Origin of the sequence: Streptomyces sp. NBC_00122, from assembly GCF_045160845.1 — a bacterium.
Classification (GTDB): Bacteria; Actinomycetota; Actinomycetes; order Streptomycetales; family Streptomycetaceae; genus Streptomyces.
Map to the genome: position 1 here is coordinate 1,624,767 of NZ_CP108191.1, position 14,879 is coordinate 1,639,645.

A 14,879-nucleotide genomic window follows, 5' to 3' on the forward strand; every position below is an offset into this window, starting at 1 on the left:
ACCGCGACGTATCATGATCACGGTTATCCGATTATCCGAAGATTTATGACGTGATGGGGACCGCTCCCCGCAGACCGGTGACGAGGAGCCCCATGTCCGACGCACGCCCCGGCCCTGGCCCTGGTCCCGGTCCCGGTGCGGCTCGGCAGGACCCCGGAGCCTGGGACCCGCAGGGTCCGTCGGGCCACCCCGGCTGGGAACAGGCGCCGCCGCCCGGTCCCGCGTGGCAGCACCACGGGGCCGGAGCCTGGGACCCGCAGGACCCGTCGGGCCACCCCGGCTGGGAACAGGCGCCGCCCCCCGGTCCCGCGTGGCAGCACCACGGGGCCGGAACCTGGGACCCGCAGGACCCGTCGGCCGACACCGCCTGGGAACGGGCGACCCCGCCGACGGCTGACGGGCGGGCCGGCACGGGCGAAGCCCCGGAGCCGCACGTCCCCGCCGGGCGCAGGGCCGCGCGGCGGGCCCGCGCGGCCGAGGGCACCGGCGGCCGGCGCGGCAGGGCGAAGACCCCCGCCGCGCCGGAGCCGAAGCGCGGGCGCCGGGCCAAGGCTCCCGCCACCGCCGACTCGCCCACCGCGCCGGAGGCGAAGCGCGGGCGCCGTCGCGCAGCGGGCTCGGCCCCGGCCGCCACCGGATCACGCACCACGCCGCAGGCGAAAGGGCGCCACCGGGCCGGGCTCGTCAAGGTCGTCGCCTTCTGTGCGGCCACCGCCGCCGGCAGCATGCTCCTGCTTCGGGGCAACGACGCCCTCGCCCGCCTGGAGTCCCCCGCCGCTCCCGAGAGCAGGGCCGCGGCCCCGGCGGCCGCCGCCGACGCGCCCGACCCCGGCCGGGTGCTCCAGATCGTCGCGCACCCGGACGACGACCTGTATTTCATGAATCCGGACCTGCGCTATTCCATATCCGCCGGCCACCCCGTGACCTCGGTCTACCTGACCTCCGGCGAGGCCGACGGCATCAACGCCGTCGCCGCCAAGGAGGCCGGCACCCCGGCCAACAAGCCCAGGTACGCCGAGGCCCGACAGAACGGCATCCGCGCCGCCTACGCCAAGATGGCCACCGGCGACCGCAGCAGCGCCTGGAAGCGCACCGTCGTCCCGACCAAGGGCGGCGGCCAGGCCGAGGTCGACGTCCTCGTCGCCAAGCCCGAGGTGAACCTCGTCTGGCTGCAGCTGCGCGAGGCCGGCAACGTGTACGACGACGTCCCGGACAGCCTGCACGGCCTGTGGGACGGCAAGGTCCCCCGCCTGGAGTCGATGCTCACCTCCGGCACCCCGGTCAAGCAGCGGTTCGCGTACACGAAGGACCAGGTCGTCCAGACCCTCGTCGGCGTCCTGGAGCAGTACCGGCCGACCACCGTCCGCTCCCAGGACCCGACCCCCGGCCGGCACCCCGACACCAAGCACTACACCGACCACCAGGACCACTTCTACGGCGCCCGCTTCGCGCAGCTGGCGACCGCGGCGTACGCGAAGGACGTCAAGGACCGGCCGCACTTCGCGGTGCAGAACTACCTCGGCTACTTCAACGGCTCCCTGCCCAGCGCCCTGGACCCGGACGAGGCCAAGGAGAAGCTGGACATCCTGGGTACGTACGCCTGGCTCGACAGGCAGAACCACTGCGGCAGCGACGCCGGCTGCGGCGACCTCAAGATCTCCGACCACCCGGCGGGCAACCGCTGGTCCGACTCCATCAACTACGCGCGCGGCACCAGCACCTCCTGGCTGACCTCCGACAAGGAGTACGGGCTGTGGGCCTTCAAGGTGCTCGACGGCCGGGTCGCCGTCTGGCACCGGACGGGCCTGATCGGCCGCTGGAGCGGGCCGGTCCTGCTTCCCGGCACCGGCATGGACCCGGGCATGTCCACCGTCACCCTGAAGGACGGCCGGATAGCCGCCTTCGGCACCCGTACCTCCTTCGGCGCGAAGCCCGCCGACTACAGGCGCGAGGTCGTCTACGCGGTCCAGCAGCGCCCGGGCTCCGAGGAGTTCGGGGAATGGCAGTCGCTGGGCACCCCGGAGACCGCGGACGAGAACTGGACCTCCGACATCAGCGCGCCCGCCGTCTCGGTCGACGGCACCGGCCAGCTGGCGGCGTACGTCCGCGACGGCGCGTCCACCCTGCGCGGGCGGGTGCAGCAGGCGGGCGGCGGCTGGGGCCCGTGGGAGAAGTACGGCGGCGCCGATCTGCACGGCACCCCGGCCACCGCGACCGACGGCGCCGGGCGGCGGATGGTGTTCTCCTCGACGTCCAAGACGGTGGTGGGCTGGGTGCAGCCGAAGCCGGGCGCCGCGCTGGGGCCGGCCACCGCCACCGGGCTGCCCGACACCACGCTCCCGCTCACCGCGGAGGGCCGCGAGGGCGGGGTACGGCTGTGGTTCCGCAAGCCGGGATCCGGCAACGTCCGTACCGCCCTGCTGACGGGTGACGGCGGGCTGAAGGTGAACCACCTCACCGACCTCGGCGGCCTCCAGGGCTTCGGCGCGGTGACGGCGAGCGGGCACGTGCTGGCGGGCCGCACGGCGGGCGGGCAGCTGGGCTCGGGCCTCGGGGAGGGGCGGCCGTGGGAGCGGTCGCCGCTGATGTTCGTCGGTGCGCCTTCCTCGACGATGACCGGGAAGAACCTGGTCAGCCTGGCGGTGCTGGGGATGGACGCGCGGCTGTACGTGACCTCGTCGGCGGACGCGCCGGACGCGCACCTGGCGCCCTGGCAGCCGGTGGGCCCGCCCAACACGGCTCCGTAGCGGAAGCCCGGCGCCCGGGAGCCCCAGCACGTGGGAGCCCAGCGCCGGGGGTCCGACGCCCGGGCGCCCAACACCCCCTATCCGCACGCCGGTTGGGACCGCGGTGCGGACGGATATCCTCCACTTTCCTGTCACATATCAGGACCAAAAGCTCCACAACGCACCGGCGCAGCCGGCCGTCTTCGGAAAGCAGGAGCAATCGGCGAAATCGGCGAACCAAGTTCCCTGATTTCGCCTCTCTCTGACTGCTCAGCGGTTTTTCCCGCCCGGAACGAACCCAAGGCGTGACCGATGCCCTTGACCCGTCGCCGCTTCGCGGCTCTGCTCACCGCGCTGACGGCCGGTGCCACCGGCGTGTTCGCCGTGGCCTCCGGCCAGCAGACGCCGGCCGAGGCCACGGCGGAGACGGGCCCGGTCGCGGCCCTGCCCGCGAGCGTCACCGCCGGGTCGGTCGTCCAGATCGTCGCCCACCCCGACGACGACCTGTTCTTCATGAACCCCGACCTCAGCCGGTCGCTGCTGTCCGGCATACCGGTGACCACCGCCTACCTCACCTCCGGCGAGGCCGACGGCCGCAACGAGGCGCACGGCGCGAGCGTCAAGGACCCGGAGCAGCCTGCCGACCGCACCCACTACGCGGAGGCGCGGCAGAACGGCATCCGCTCCGCCTACGCCCAGATGGCGACCGGCGACCGGACCAGCGCCTGGAAGCGCACCGTCATACCCACCGCGGGCGGGGGCCAGGCCGAGCTCGACGTCCTCATCGCGAAGCCGCAGGTCAACCTGGTCTGGCTGCAGCTGCGCGAGGCCCGCAGCACCGGCGAGGACACCCCCGACAGCCTGCGCGGCCTGTGGAACGGCAAGATAGCCGCGCTGGGTGCCCAGCTGACCTCCGGCACCCCGGTCAAGCAGCAGTTCACGTACACGAAGGACCAGCTGATACAGGCGATAGCCGGGGTCCTGGCACGCTACCGGCCGACGACGATACGCATGCAGGACCCGACGCCGGGCCGGTACGGGGACCCCGGCACCGGCAAGTACACCGACCACCAGGACCACATGTACGGGGCGCGGTTCGTGCAGGCCGCCACCACCGCGTACGCCGCCCAGGTCACGGACCGCCCGCACTTCTCGGTCCAGAACTACCTCGGCTACCACAACAGCACCCTCCCGCACGCGCTGGACCCGCAGACGGCCGAGACGAAGACCGGCTACCTGAAGACGTACGCCTGGCACGACCACCAGGACTACTGCGGCTCCCCCTCGGGCTGCGGCGACCGGAAGGTCGCGGGCAACCCGACCGGGCGCAACTGGGCCCAGTCGCTGCGCTACAGCCGCGCCGACCACAGCTCCTGGCTGGCCGAGGGCACGCCCGGCCGGCTCTGGGCCTTCGCCACGCTGGACGGGCAGACCGCCTACTGGACCCGGGCACCCGGCGGCGACTGGGCGGGACCGGCCCTCCTCCCGGGTACGGGCATCGACCCCGGGGCGAGCACCGCACGCTTCCCGGACGGGCGGATCGCGGTCGTCGCCACCCGCACGGCTTTCGGCCCGGTACCGACGGGCTACCTGCGCGAGGTCGTGTACGCCGTCCAGTCCGCGCCCGACGGCCCGTTCGGCCCGTGGCAGTCGCTCGGCAGCCCCGAAGTGGCCGACGAGGACGGCACGTCGGCGATCAGCGCTCCCTCGGCGGGCGTGGACGCGGACGGCCGGCTCACCGTGTACCTCCGCGACGCCCGGCGCACGCTGCGCGCCACCGCCCAGCTGCCGGGCGGCGGCTTCTCCGCCTGGCGGCGCCTGGGTGGCGAGGACCTGCAGGGCGACCCGGTGACGGCGGTCGACTCGGCCGGACGCCGCCACGTGTACGCCACCACCACGAAGTCGGTCCTGGCCTGGACCCAGGCCGGCCCGGGCTCCCCGCTGTCCGGGCCGTCGGAGACGGGCCTGCCCGCCACGACGGTCCCCCTCTCGGCGGCCCCGGACGGCGCGGGCGTCCGCCTGTACTTCCGCCGCCCCGACTCGGGGGTCGTCCGCACCGCCCTGGTCACGGCCGGCCCGGGCAAGCCCCAGGTCTCCAGCGTCGCGGAGGCGGGCGGCCGGGCGGGCTACGGCGCGGTCGCCGGCGCGGGCCGCCTCATCTCGGGCCGCGCGGACAGCGGCACCATCGGCACGACGGGCCTGGGCGGCCCGCCCGCGTGGACGGAGTCCGCGATGCTCTACGCGGGCGCCCCGGCGGCCGTCCTCGAACTCTCGGGCGCCACCACGGCGGTCCTCGGGCTGGACGCGCAACTCCACATCACATCGACCCCGCGCGCCTCGACCACCCCGGCCTGGCACCGCGCGGTCCGCTGAAGGGCGTGACGCAATCCCCGAAATTTGAAGATCTTTCTAGAAACATATTCCATAACTGCCTTCCGTGGGGCGACACTTGTCGTGCGTCATCCCCAGGCCGACGAGGAGCGTCGGAACCCTGTGCGAGGAGGCTTCTGGTGAAGATCAAGGGCTTCAAGTTCTTCTGCGGGGAGTGCCGGTACCGCACTTCCCTGACGAAGCAGTCCAAGGCCCTGGAGGACATCCAGGACCACTACGACCGCAAGCACTCGGGGAACTACCCACCCGAATTCCTCTACGCGGCCAAGGTCAAGCGCGGCCTTTTCGGCTAGTCCCAGCAGGGCGCGGGCGAGCCGTCGATCTCTGCGCCGACCAGTACTTCGACTCCGGTTCCGGCCCCGAAGTCGGGTGCGGTCTCCACCTCGGTGTGGCCCGCCGGGGGTGAGGCCCGGGGCGGCTTCGCGTCGAGGATCGCGAGGGACGACATGTCCTTCAACCGCTGCTCCGAGTCCTCGCACGACACGGACGGGCCGATCAGGGAGCAGCCGGCCAGACCGTCGGCGAGCACGGTGACGAGGGAGGCCGACAGCAGGAGGGCGGTCGGACGGCCGGTCCGGGCAGGCAGGTACACGATGCTCCAGCGGTGTCGCTCTGGGCGGGGGGCGAAGGGGGCAGCGGGACGGGTCATAGCCCCGGTCCCGCAGACCGTAACGCTCCGGCGCGTCGACACCTGCGGCCGGCCCGGCTTGATGCCCGGCGGCATCAGCGGCTCAAGCCGGGCCCACTGGCCATTCGCCGGATCCCCACGTACCACAGCGCGCCGGGCCGCACCCGCTGCTCGCGGGTACGGCCCGGCGACGGTGCGGACTCAGCCGCGGCCGACGGCCCGACGGCGCAGCAGCGCGAACCCGGCGGCGCCGACACCCGCGGCAGCGATCACGCCTCCGCCGATGAGGTTGTTCCGCTCGCCGCCCCCGTCCCCGTCTCCGAACTCGGCGCCGGCGGCGACGGGACCCTTGGGCACCACGCTGGTCTGGCCCGTGCCGGTACCACTGCTCTTACCGGCGCCTTCGAGGGTGCAGCCCTTGGGCAGCGCGGGGAAGTCCTGGGTGCCGTATCCGGTGCTTCCGCCCTGGGTCTTGGTCTTGAGCTTGGGCGTAGCGCTGTAGGGGTTGAGGATCTCGGCGTAAATGCCCGCCGACGCCGGGAGCTTGGGGTGTGCGCGGTCGAGAGTGCCCAGCCTCTTGATCGGGTCACCGGGTCCGTCTTCGAAGGTCACCGAAGGGCCCTTCGGGCTCATGGTCATCCGCGCGCTGGTGCCGGCACCGATGTCGTTCACCGCGGTCACGGTGCAGTGGTCGGCAGTGGTGGACGCCGCGGAAGCGACGGCCGGAGTGAGGGCCGCACCCGTCAGCGCGGCCGTGACGACGGCGGCGCACAACATGGTGCGGCGGATGGCGGTGGCGTAGGTCGACATGAACGACTCCAGGCAGAGGAATGGGCGGGAAGAGTCGCAATGCCGCCCCCTCTGTCGTGTGGGGCCGCTGAGGCGTGGCGGTTCTGCTGATATGAACCTATCGATCACCTTCGCCGGAACTATCCGTTCCCTGTCACAGGCTCGTGACATGCAGACCTGCACGGAAGTTCCGGGCGCCCCGGGCGTCCAGGGCCAAGACGGCCGGCCTGGTCGAACTTCGCGTAACGCACGCGGATATGAGCAGATTTCTACCCGTTCAACCCTATGGTGGCGTGGTGAACGGTCACCAGCGGGTGCGGGACGACGAGGGGAGCTCGGCCCGGATCCTCGCGCTGTCGGACGGCGTCTTCGCCATCGCGATGACGCTGCTGGCGCTGGACATCGCGCTGCCCGCCGGACTGGACCCGGCCGGTTTCGAAGAGTCGCTGGCGGACGTGGTGCCCAACCTGTGGGCGTACGCCCTCAGCTTCGCGGTCATCGCAGCGTTCTGGCGGGGCCACCATCAGGTCTTTCGGTACGTGCGGGACGTGGACGGCACCGTCGTCAAGCTCGGTTTGCTGAACCTCGGGCTGATCGCCCTGATGCCCTTCCCCACCACCCTGCTGGCCGAGTACGGGGGCCAGCCGCAGTCGGTGGCCGTCTACTCCGGCGCCGTCGCGGCCATCGGGGCCGCACAGCTCGCGCTGACGGTCGTGCTGTGGAAGCGCCCGTGGCTGAGCAGCACGGCGATGCCCGATCCCGTGGCGCACAACGACGTGCTCGACATGGCGTCGACGGTGCTGGTCTTCGCCGTCGCCGTGCCGCTCGCCTTCGTCTCCCCGGTGGCCGCGGAGCTGTGGTGGGCGGTGCTGGTCCCGGTCAAGGTGGTGCTGGGCCGGCAGGGCAAACGCCTGCGCGCGGCCCCGTAGCGGTGTCGCGCATCCAGGCACTGTGTGAGGCGCCATTCGGGGGAACAACGGGTGTCGCGCACAGAAGGGCCGCAGGTGCGGCTCCTACGTTCGGCTGCCATGACGTACGCACCGAGTGACCGCACCTCCGGCCCCACCCGTCGCACCGCGCTTGCCGGGCTCGTCGGCGGGACCGGGGCCGTGCTGGCCGCCGGGTGCACACAGTCGGGCGCCACGCCCGCGAACGCGCCCGCACCCGCCCCCTCGGAGTCGGCCTCCGCTCCCGCGGGCGGACCCACGCCCGGCGTGATGACCCTCTTCAAGGACCCCGCCTTCAACTTCAGCGGGCTCCTGGCGCTCGGCGGGTCCGGTTTCGGCGGCGCCGAGGTGGGCGAGGTACTCACCGCCGTGAACGCGATCAACAAGGCCGGCCTCTCGGCCCAGACGTACACCGAGACCTTCAGGAAACTCGGCGATCAGCTCATGGGGCAGCCCCAGGGCAGCAAGCCCGACCAGCAGACCACGCGCTTCCGCGCCCTGCGGGCCGCGCAGTACTACGCCCAGGCCCTGTTCTTCGTCCTCGGCTCCGACGACCCGGGCAGCGAGGAGCAGCTGTACAAGGCGGGGCGCGGCGCCTGGGACACGTTCTGCAGACTGTGCGACCCGGCGCCGGTGACGGCGAAGGTCCCGTACCAGAAGACGCCGCTGCCGGTGTGGTTCTTCCGGCCGGACACCTCGGGTGAGCGGCGCCCCACCGTGATCCTCACGAACGGCAGCGACGGGCAGGACGTCGACATGTGGACCTACGGCGTCTCGGCCGCCCTGGCACGCGGCTGGAACGCCCTGGTGTACGACGGGCCGGGCCAAGGGCAGCTGCTCTTCGTCGACCAGGTGGTCTTCACGCCGCGCTGGGAGACCGTCGTGACGCCGCTCGTCGACTGGCTGGTCGCCCGCCCGGACGTGGACACGGACAGGATCGCCCTGACCGGGCTGAGCATGGGCGGGAACCTGGCACCCCGGGCCGCGGCCTTCGAGAGCAGGATCGCCGCTGTGGTGGCGATGCCCGGCTGCTTGTCGCCGTGGCTCGGCTTCCCTCCGGAGCTCCGGAAGATCGTCACCCCGGACAAGGAGGAGACGAACGCCATCTGGAACAAGGAGGTCGTCCCCCAACTGCCCCCGGAGACGGCCGCGACGATGAAGAAGCGCATCGAGCCCTTCTCCGTGCCGGCGATGCTGGACGCCCGCAAGGGGAAGATGTTCACCGACTTCTGGACCCCCGCCAAACTCATCGAGTCGCTGGACATCACGAACGTCATCGGCCGCATCAAGATCCCCACGCTGGTCCTCGACTACGACTACGAGCAGTTCTATCCCGGCCAGCCGCGCCTGATGTTCGACAAACTGACGACTCCCAACAAGGACTACCTGAAGCTCACCGCGGCCACCGGCGCCCAGCTGCACTGCTCCCCGATGGCCCCGCAGCAACACTGCGACGTCGTCTTCGACTGGCTGCAGGAGCAACTCCCGGCCACCTGACGCACAACGACTCCGGGCCGGTGGTCAGTGACCACCGGCCCGGAGTGTCGTGCATGCCCCGATGGGGCTCTGACCTGCGGTTACAGGACCGGGAGGTTCTTGCGGAGTTCGAAGGCCGTGACCTCCGAGCGGTACTCCTCCCACTCCTGCTTCTTGTTGCGCAGGAAGAAATCGAAGACGTGCTCGCCGAGGGTTTCGGCGACCAGTTCGCTGCGCTCCATCAGGGCGATGGCCTCGCCGAGGTTCTGCGGGAGGGGTTCGATGCCCATCGCGCGGCGTTCGGCGTCGGAGAGGGCCCAGACGTCGTCGTCGGCGCCCGCCGGGAGTTCGTAGCCCTCCTCGATGCCCTTCAGGCCGGCGGCCAGCAGGACGGCGTACGTGAGGTACGGGTTGGCACCCGAGTCGATCGAGCGGACCTCGACGCGCGCGGAGCCGGTCTTGCCCGGCTTGTACATCGGGACGCGGATCAGGGCCGAGCGGTTGTTGTGGCCCCAGCAGATGTACGAGGGGGCCTCGCCGCCCGAGCCGGCGGTGCGGGAGGAGCCGCCCCAGATGCGCTTGTAGGAGTTGACCCACTGGTTGGTGACGGCCGCGGTCTCCGCCGCGTGCTTCAGCAGGCCCGCGATGAACGAGCGGCCGACCTTGGAGAGCTGGTACTCGGCGCCCGACTCGTAGAAGGCGTTGCGGTCGCCCTCGAAGAGGGAGAGGTGGGTGTGCATGCCCGAGCCGGGGAACTCCGAGAAGGGCTTCGGCATGAAGGTGGCCTGCACGCCCTGCTCCAGGGCAACCTGCTTCATCACCAGGCGGAAGGTCATGATGTTGTCGGCCGTGGAGAGCGCGTCGGCGTAGCGCAGGTCGATCTCCTGCTGGCCCGGGGCGCCCTCGTGGTGGCTGAACTCGACCGAGATGCCCATCGATTCGAGCATGGTGATCGCCTGGCGGCGGAAATCCATGCCCACGTTCTGCGGAGTGTGGTCGAAGTAGCCGGAGTTGTCCGCGGGAGTGGGCCTGGTGCCGTCGAGCGGCTTGTCCTTCAGCAGGAAGAACTCGATCTCCGGGTGGGTGTAGAAGGTGAAGCCCAGGTCGGAGGTCTTGGCCAGGATGCGCTTGAGGACGTAGCGCGGGTCCGCGAAGGACGGGGAGCCGTCCGGCATCAGGATGTCGCAGAACATCCGGGCGGTGCCGGGGGCCTCTGCGCGCCACGGCAGTATCTGGAAGGTGCTCGGGTCCGGCCTGGCGATCATGTCGGACTCGTAGACCCGCGCGAAGCCCTCGATCGCGGAGCCGTCGAAGCCGATGCCCTCGTCGAAGGCCTGCTCCAGCTCCGCGGGGGCGACCGCGACGGACTTGAGGAAGCCCAGTACGTCGGTGAACCACAGGCGCACGAAGCGGATGTCGCGCTCCTCAAGCGTCCGGAGGACGAATTCCTGCTGCTTGTCCATGCCTTCATCCTCGCAGTTCAGACGGCCTGTGCACCACCACCGCGAGGGCCTGGACACAGTCGGGCCGGCCCAGTATCGCCAGCTGTGGTTTCCGCCAGATTACGCACCCCGCAAAGCTCGCGGCACCCCCGCACTGACCTTGGACCGGTCATGAGCATTACCATCTGCGCCCATGGGGGGCCGGCAGTACACGCGACGGGGGCGTCACACACGTCCCGCGCTGCTGCGCGCCGTCCTCCTGACGGCCTTCGGGGTGCTGACCGGAGTACTCCTCCTGTGCGCCCGGCCCGGTGAACACCATGCCCCGACGGAGTACACGGCGGCTCGCGGCGCGGCGCACGCCGTCTGCGTGTCCCCGGACGATCTGCCCGGCTGTTCTCCGCTCGAGCACGTGATCCCGGGTGTGCTGCCCGTCCCGCCGCCCGCCGTGACCGTGGCCGGCGGGGATCCGCCGCCGGCCGTCGCGACCGGCGGGGCGGCGCGGATCCGGCCTCCCGCGCCACTCTCGCGCGCCCCCGACCTGCATGCCCTCCAGGTGCTGCGGACCTGACGGGTCCGGCTTCCGCGTCCATCCACCCCCCTCAGCAGAAGGAACCAGGGCACCATGGCCAGCAAGTCCGGAAACACCACAGACCAGCACTCCCGCCAGGCGCGCATAGCCCAGATGCGCCGGGCCGACAAGGCCCGCGAGCGGCGCAACAAGGCCATCGCGATCACGACCTCGGCGGTCGTCGTCGTCGGCCTGGTCGGTTTCGGCGCGTGGGTGATGATCGACCAGAAGCAGACCGAGCAGCGCAAGAAGGACGCCGTGGAACTGGCGCGCAAGACGCCGGTCGAAGGCGAGCAGACCTGGGACGCGGCGAAGTTCGGCCGCAACCACGTCGAGACCCCGGTGAAGTACGAGATGAACCCGCCCGTCGGCGGTGACCACCACCCCCGCTGGATGAACTGCAACGGCGACGTCTACAAGAGCCCGGTGCCCGAGGTGAACGCCGTGCACTCGCTGGAGCACGGCGCGGTCTGGGTGACGTACAACGAGAAGGCCGGCCAGGCCGACCTGGACAAGCTCGCCGAGACGGTCGGCAAGACCCCGTACACGCTGATGAGCCCGGTCAAGGAGCAGGCCGGCTCGATCATGCTCAGCGCGTGGGGCAAGCAGGTGACGGTGGAGAAGGCGGACGACCCGCGCGTGACGCAGTTCTTCACCAAGTACGTGCAGGGCCCGCAGACCCCCGAGCCGGGCGCGGCCTGCACGAACGGGGTGACCGGCAAGTGAGCCGCACCCCTCGTACGTACTGGGCCGCGGGCTCGGCCGTGCTGCTGGCGCTGCTGTTCGCGGCGGCCGCCACGGTCGCAGCGACCGGCGACTCCGGTACGCAGGCCGGCACGTCGGCCGGGCCTCCGGGCCTGCACTCGCCGGACGCGGGCTTCGCGCGCGACATGGCGGTGCACCACCAGCAGGCGGTGGAGATGTCGTTCATCGTGCGGGACCGCACCCAGGACGAGGCGGTACGCAGCCTCGCCTACGACATCGCCAACACCCAGGCCAACCAGCGGGGCATGATGCTCGGCTGGCTGGACCTGTGGGGGCTGCCGAAGGTGGTGGCCGGCGAGCCGCCCATGTCCTGGATGGGCACCTCCGAGGAGGACGGCAAGCAAGGCGAGCACAGTGGCCACGGCGGGCACGGCGGCCACGGCACGGACGGCGAGCACGGCACGGACGGCACGCACGGCACGCACGGCACCGACGGCGGCCACAGCGAGAACAGCAGCCCCTCCGGTCACTCCGGCCACGGCACGGCGGCCAAGCCGGGCGCGCTGATGCCCGGCATGGCCACCAAGGAGGAGCTCGCGCAGCTTGCCGCCGCGAGCGGCCGGGACGCGGAGGTGCTCTACCTCCAGCTGATGACCGACCACCACAAGGGCGGCGTGGAGATGGCCGAGGCCTGCGCGCGCCAGTGCCGGACCCCGGTCGAGCGGGATCTGGCGCAGGGCATGGTCGACGCGCAGCGCTCCGAGCTCACCCTGATGGCGGACATGCTGGGCAAGCGCGGAGCCGCACCGCGCGGGTGACGCGACACGCTCGTACGGTGGTGGGAGGACGCCCTCTCACCCGTACGGGCGTGTACGCCCCGCGTGCAGTCGCGCCGGGCCGAACGGCCGAATGAGGGCGAGGACGCCGAGACGGGCGCATCCGCTCCCGCCGAGGACGGCACTCAGGAGGTTTACGCGATGACCACCGCCGGAGAGATCATGCACGCCGGGGCCCAGTGGATCCCCGCCACCGAGACCCTCGACCGGGCGGCCCAGCTGATGGCCCGGCTCAATGTGGGCGCGCTCCCCATCAGCGACAAGACGGAACGCCTCTGCGGCATCCTCACCGACCGCGACATCGTGGTGGGCTGTGTGGCCAAGGGGCACAACCCGTCGAAGGTGACGGCCGGCGACATGGCCAAGGGCACGCCGCGCTGGATCGAGGCGAGCGCGGACGTCTCCGAGGTGCTGGAGGAGATGCAGAGCCACCAGATCCGCCGGCTTCCGGTGATCAGGAACAAGAGGCTCGTCGGCATGATCAGCGAGGCCGACCTCGCGAAGCACCTCTCGGAGGAGCAGATCGCCGGCTGGGCGGAGATGGTCTACGCACGCAGCTGACCGGCCGCCGTGCGGACCGCCCGGGCCACCTGGTCCGGGCGGTCCAGCATGACCAGGTGCCCGGCGGGCTCGGCGACCTCGAAGCGGGCGCCGATCCGGTCCGCGAGGTCCGCCTGGCGGGCGAGCCAGCGCAGGGCGCCACGGCCGGACGAGCCGTCGTGGCCCGCGAGGACGACGGCGGGCGCGGTCAGCGGGTGCGTCCGGCGCAGGGCCACGAGCTCGGCGGCCATGTCCGGATAGCGGGAGTTCTCCAGCAGGACGCCGCACCAGACGCGGCCGGTGCGGTAGCAGCGCCGTACGAGGTCCCGCGCGGCCGGGTCGCCGCCGCCGGTGCGTGAGGCCCGTACGGTCGCCCGCCGGGCGAGCGGCCCCAGCGCGGCGGGCAGTCCGGCGGCGGTCAGCGCCCCGCCCAGCGCGCGGGCGGCGCCGGTGCGCAGCGCGGCCGGCAGCACCGTACGGGGTGCCTCCTCCACGCTGGAGTCGAGGAGGACCAGGGCTGCGGTGCGCCCAGGGTGGAGCCGGGCGAAGGCCTCGGCGTAGAACCCGGCGATCGAGTGCCCGACGACGGTGACGGGGCCGGCGACCGGGCCGGTGAGGCCGAGGGCGTCCAGCAGCGCGGCGAGCCGGTGGGCCTCCCCGACGGTGGTCGGCGGCGCGGCGGCCGGGCCGCTGAGGCCGTGTCCGGGCCGGTCGAAGCGGACGACGGTACGGCCCTGTGCCACCAGCAGGGCGGCGACCGCATCCCAGTCGAACCAGGCCATGGCGAGTCCGGCGTCGAGCACGGCCACGGGGCCGCGGCCCTCGACGACCACGTGCAGCGGGACCCCGTCCACCCGGACGAACGAGGCGGTGTCCTTCGTGCGGCGCGCGCTCACGTACGGCCCTCCTTGTGGACGGAGTACGCGAGCAGGCCCAGCCACAGCGCGACGAGGAGGACCTGCAGCCGCTGCCCGGCGCCCAGGGCCCAGGTCCCGTGGCCGGCGGTGAACAGCGCGATGGCCGACAGGGTCCAGGCCGTGGCGAGCAGTTCGAGGACGACGAGCGCGGGGCCGTAGCGGGCGAGCGGGGCGAACCAGCCGTAGCGGCGGGCGGCGACGGTGAGGGCCACCAGACCGACGAGGGCGCCCGTCATGGCGAGGCTGCTGCTGACGGCATGGGCCTGATGGGTGGCGGGAACCAGCCCGGCGGTCTCCCGGGCGGCGCAGACGGGGTCCACGGTGGGCGCGCAGCTCAGCGGCAGCCAGGCGTCGGCGGCGGTGGCCGCGCCGAACAGGGTGACCCCGGCCCAGCCGGTGACCGCCCAGGGGCGGCGGGACTCCGCGTGCCGCACCAGCCGGAGCAGTGCGAGCAGGCCGCCGGTGAAGGCGAGCAGCCCGGCGGTGAAGTCGGTGGCCCGGAACAGGCCGCCGAGCGGCTGGTTCTGGGCGGCGAGCTCGCTGACGTACGTCTCGATGGGGTTGAGGCCGGTGGAGAGGACGACTTCGAGCACCCACGCGGTGTAGGCGGCGGCGCCCAGGCCGATGAGCACGGCGACCGGCCAGGCGGTCCGCGGAGAACGCAGAGAGAGGCCATTGGTGGACATGGTGTGACTAATCCTAGACAGACCCGGAGTCGTTCCTTCGATCGGATACCCGCCCCGGGTAGCGTCCGGGCCATGACGGGCAGTGACCGTTGAGCCGCGCCGCTCGGGGGCGCGGCCCGTGTTCCGGCCGGGATCGGCGCGGGCGGCGGACCGGCCTCGCCCTCGCCGAGCCCCGAGCCCGGCCCCGGCCCTGACCTTCGCGTGTCCTCCCCCACTCGTTAGGTG

At 72.2% G+C, this 14,879-nt stretch carries 14 protein-coding genes; 9 read left to right on the forward strand and 5 right to left on the reverse strand.

Annotated elements, in window-relative coordinates; all coding sequences use genetic code 11:
• Positions 1–92 precede the first annotated feature (92 nt).
• The 3 genes from OG737_RS07660 (at position 93) to OG737_RS07670 (ending at position 5,410) form a co-directional block, all read left to right on the forward strand.
• A complete protein-coding gene (locus tag OG737_RS07660) occupies positions 93–2,747 on the forward strand; it encodes a PIG-L family deacetylase (protein WP_328925380.1) in 2,655 nt (884 codons plus the stop codon).
• Between the two features lie 291 nt (positions 2,748–3,038).
• Positions 3,039–5,099 (forward strand): PIG-L family deacetylase, encoded by a 2,061-nt coding sequence (locus OG737_RS07665; RefSeq protein ID WP_328925381.1) that lies wholly within the window; start codon positions 3,039–3,041, stop codon positions 5,097–5,099.
• A gap of 137 nt (positions 5,100–5,236) precedes the next feature.
• Positions 5,237–5,410 (forward strand): hypothetical protein, encoded by a 174-nt coding sequence (locus OG737_RS07670; RefSeq protein ID WP_328925382.1) that lies wholly within the window; start codon positions 5,237–5,239, stop codon positions 5,408–5,410.
• On the opposite strand, the gene OG737_RS07675 is transcribed toward OG737_RS07670, so the two are convergent.
• Positions 5,407–5,709 (reverse strand): hypothetical protein, encoded by a 303-nt coding sequence (locus OG737_RS07675; RefSeq protein ID WP_405921332.1) that lies wholly within the window; start codon positions 5,707–5,709, stop codon positions 5,407–5,409. The two genes, OG737_RS07670 and OG737_RS07675, sit on opposite strands and share 4 nt — an antisense overlap.
• 237 nt (positions 5,710–5,946) lie before the next feature.
• The gene (locus OG737_RS07680) at positions 5,947–6,555 is read right to left on the reverse strand and encodes a hypothetical protein (RefSeq protein WP_328925384.1); all 609 of its coding nucleotides are present in this window, start codon (positions 6,553–6,555) and stop codon (positions 5,947–5,949) included.
• A gap of 272 nt (positions 6,556–6,827) precedes the next feature.
• Between OG737_RS07680 and OG737_RS07685 the strand changes: the two genes are divergently transcribed.
• Together OG737_RS07685 and OG737_RS07690 are read left to right on the forward strand one after the other, a co-directional pair.
• On the forward strand, positions 6,828–7,463 hold the full coding sequence (locus tag OG737_RS07685; protein ID WP_328925385.1) for a TMEM175 family protein: 636 nt from the start codon (positions 6,828–6,830) through the stop codon (positions 7,461–7,463).
• A gap of 99 nt (positions 7,464–7,562) precedes the next feature.
• Entirely contained in the window at positions 7,563–8,978 is a 1,416-nt protein-coding gene (locus OG737_RS07690) for an alpha/beta hydrolase family protein (protein ID WP_405921333.1), read from the forward strand.
• An 80-nt stretch (positions 8,979–9,058) separates the two neighbouring features.
• Here the strand turns inward: OG737_RS07690 and OG737_RS07695 are convergent, their stop codons facing one another.
• Positions 9,059–10,420 (reverse strand): glutamine synthetase family protein, encoded by a 1,362-nt coding sequence (locus OG737_RS07695; protein ID WP_328925387.1) that lies wholly within the window; start codon positions 10,418–10,420, stop codon positions 9,059–9,061.
• A gap of 172 nt (positions 10,421–10,592) precedes the next feature.
• Here OG737_RS07695 and OG737_RS07700 point away from each other — a divergent pair, with 172 nt between their 5' ends.
• The 4 genes from OG737_RS07700 (at position 10,593) to OG737_RS07715 (ending at position 13,072) form a co-directional block, all read left to right on the forward strand.
• Positions 10,593–10,970, forward strand: a complete 378-nt coding sequence (locus tag OG737_RS07700) for a hypothetical protein (RefSeq protein ID WP_328925388.1) — start codon at positions 10,593–10,595, stop codon at positions 10,968–10,970.
• Between the two features lie 54 nt (positions 10,971–11,024).
• Complete coding sequence (locus tag OG737_RS07705; RefSeq protein ID WP_328925389.1) at positions 11,025–11,696, forward strand: DUF3105 domain-containing protein; 672 nt, start codon at positions 11,025–11,027, stop codon at positions 11,694–11,696.
• Positions 11,693–12,493 (forward strand): DUF305 domain-containing protein, encoded by an 801-nt coding sequence (locus tag OG737_RS07710; RefSeq protein ID WP_328925390.1) that lies wholly within the window; start codon positions 11,693–11,695, stop codon positions 12,491–12,493. The genes OG737_RS07705 and OG737_RS07710 overlap by 4 nt, the downstream gene beginning before the upstream one ends.
• Before the next feature lie 159 nt (positions 12,494–12,652).
• On the forward strand, positions 12,653–13,072 hold the full coding sequence (locus OG737_RS07715; protein ID WP_328925391.1) for a CBS domain-containing protein: 420 nt from the start codon (positions 12,653–12,655) through the stop codon (positions 13,070–13,072).
• Here the strand turns inward: OG737_RS07715 and OG737_RS07720 are convergent.
• Both OG737_RS07720 and OG737_RS07725 read right to left on the reverse strand, forming a co-directional pair.
• On the reverse strand, positions 13,057–13,947 hold the full coding sequence (locus tag OG737_RS07720; RefSeq protein WP_328925392.1) for an alpha/beta hydrolase: 891 nt from the start codon (positions 13,945–13,947) through the stop codon (positions 13,057–13,059). The two genes, OG737_RS07715 and OG737_RS07720, sit on opposite strands and share 16 nt — an antisense overlap.
• Positions 13,944–14,654 carry a DUF998 domain-containing protein gene (locus OG737_RS07725; protein WP_328925393.1) on the reverse strand — a complete coding sequence of 237 codons (711 nt, stop codon included), beginning with the start codon at positions 14,652–14,654 and terminating at the stop codon, positions 13,944–13,946. Before OG737_RS07725 ends, OG737_RS07720 begins: the two co-directional genes overlap by 4 nt.
• Positions 14,655–14,879: the final 225 nt, after the last annotated feature.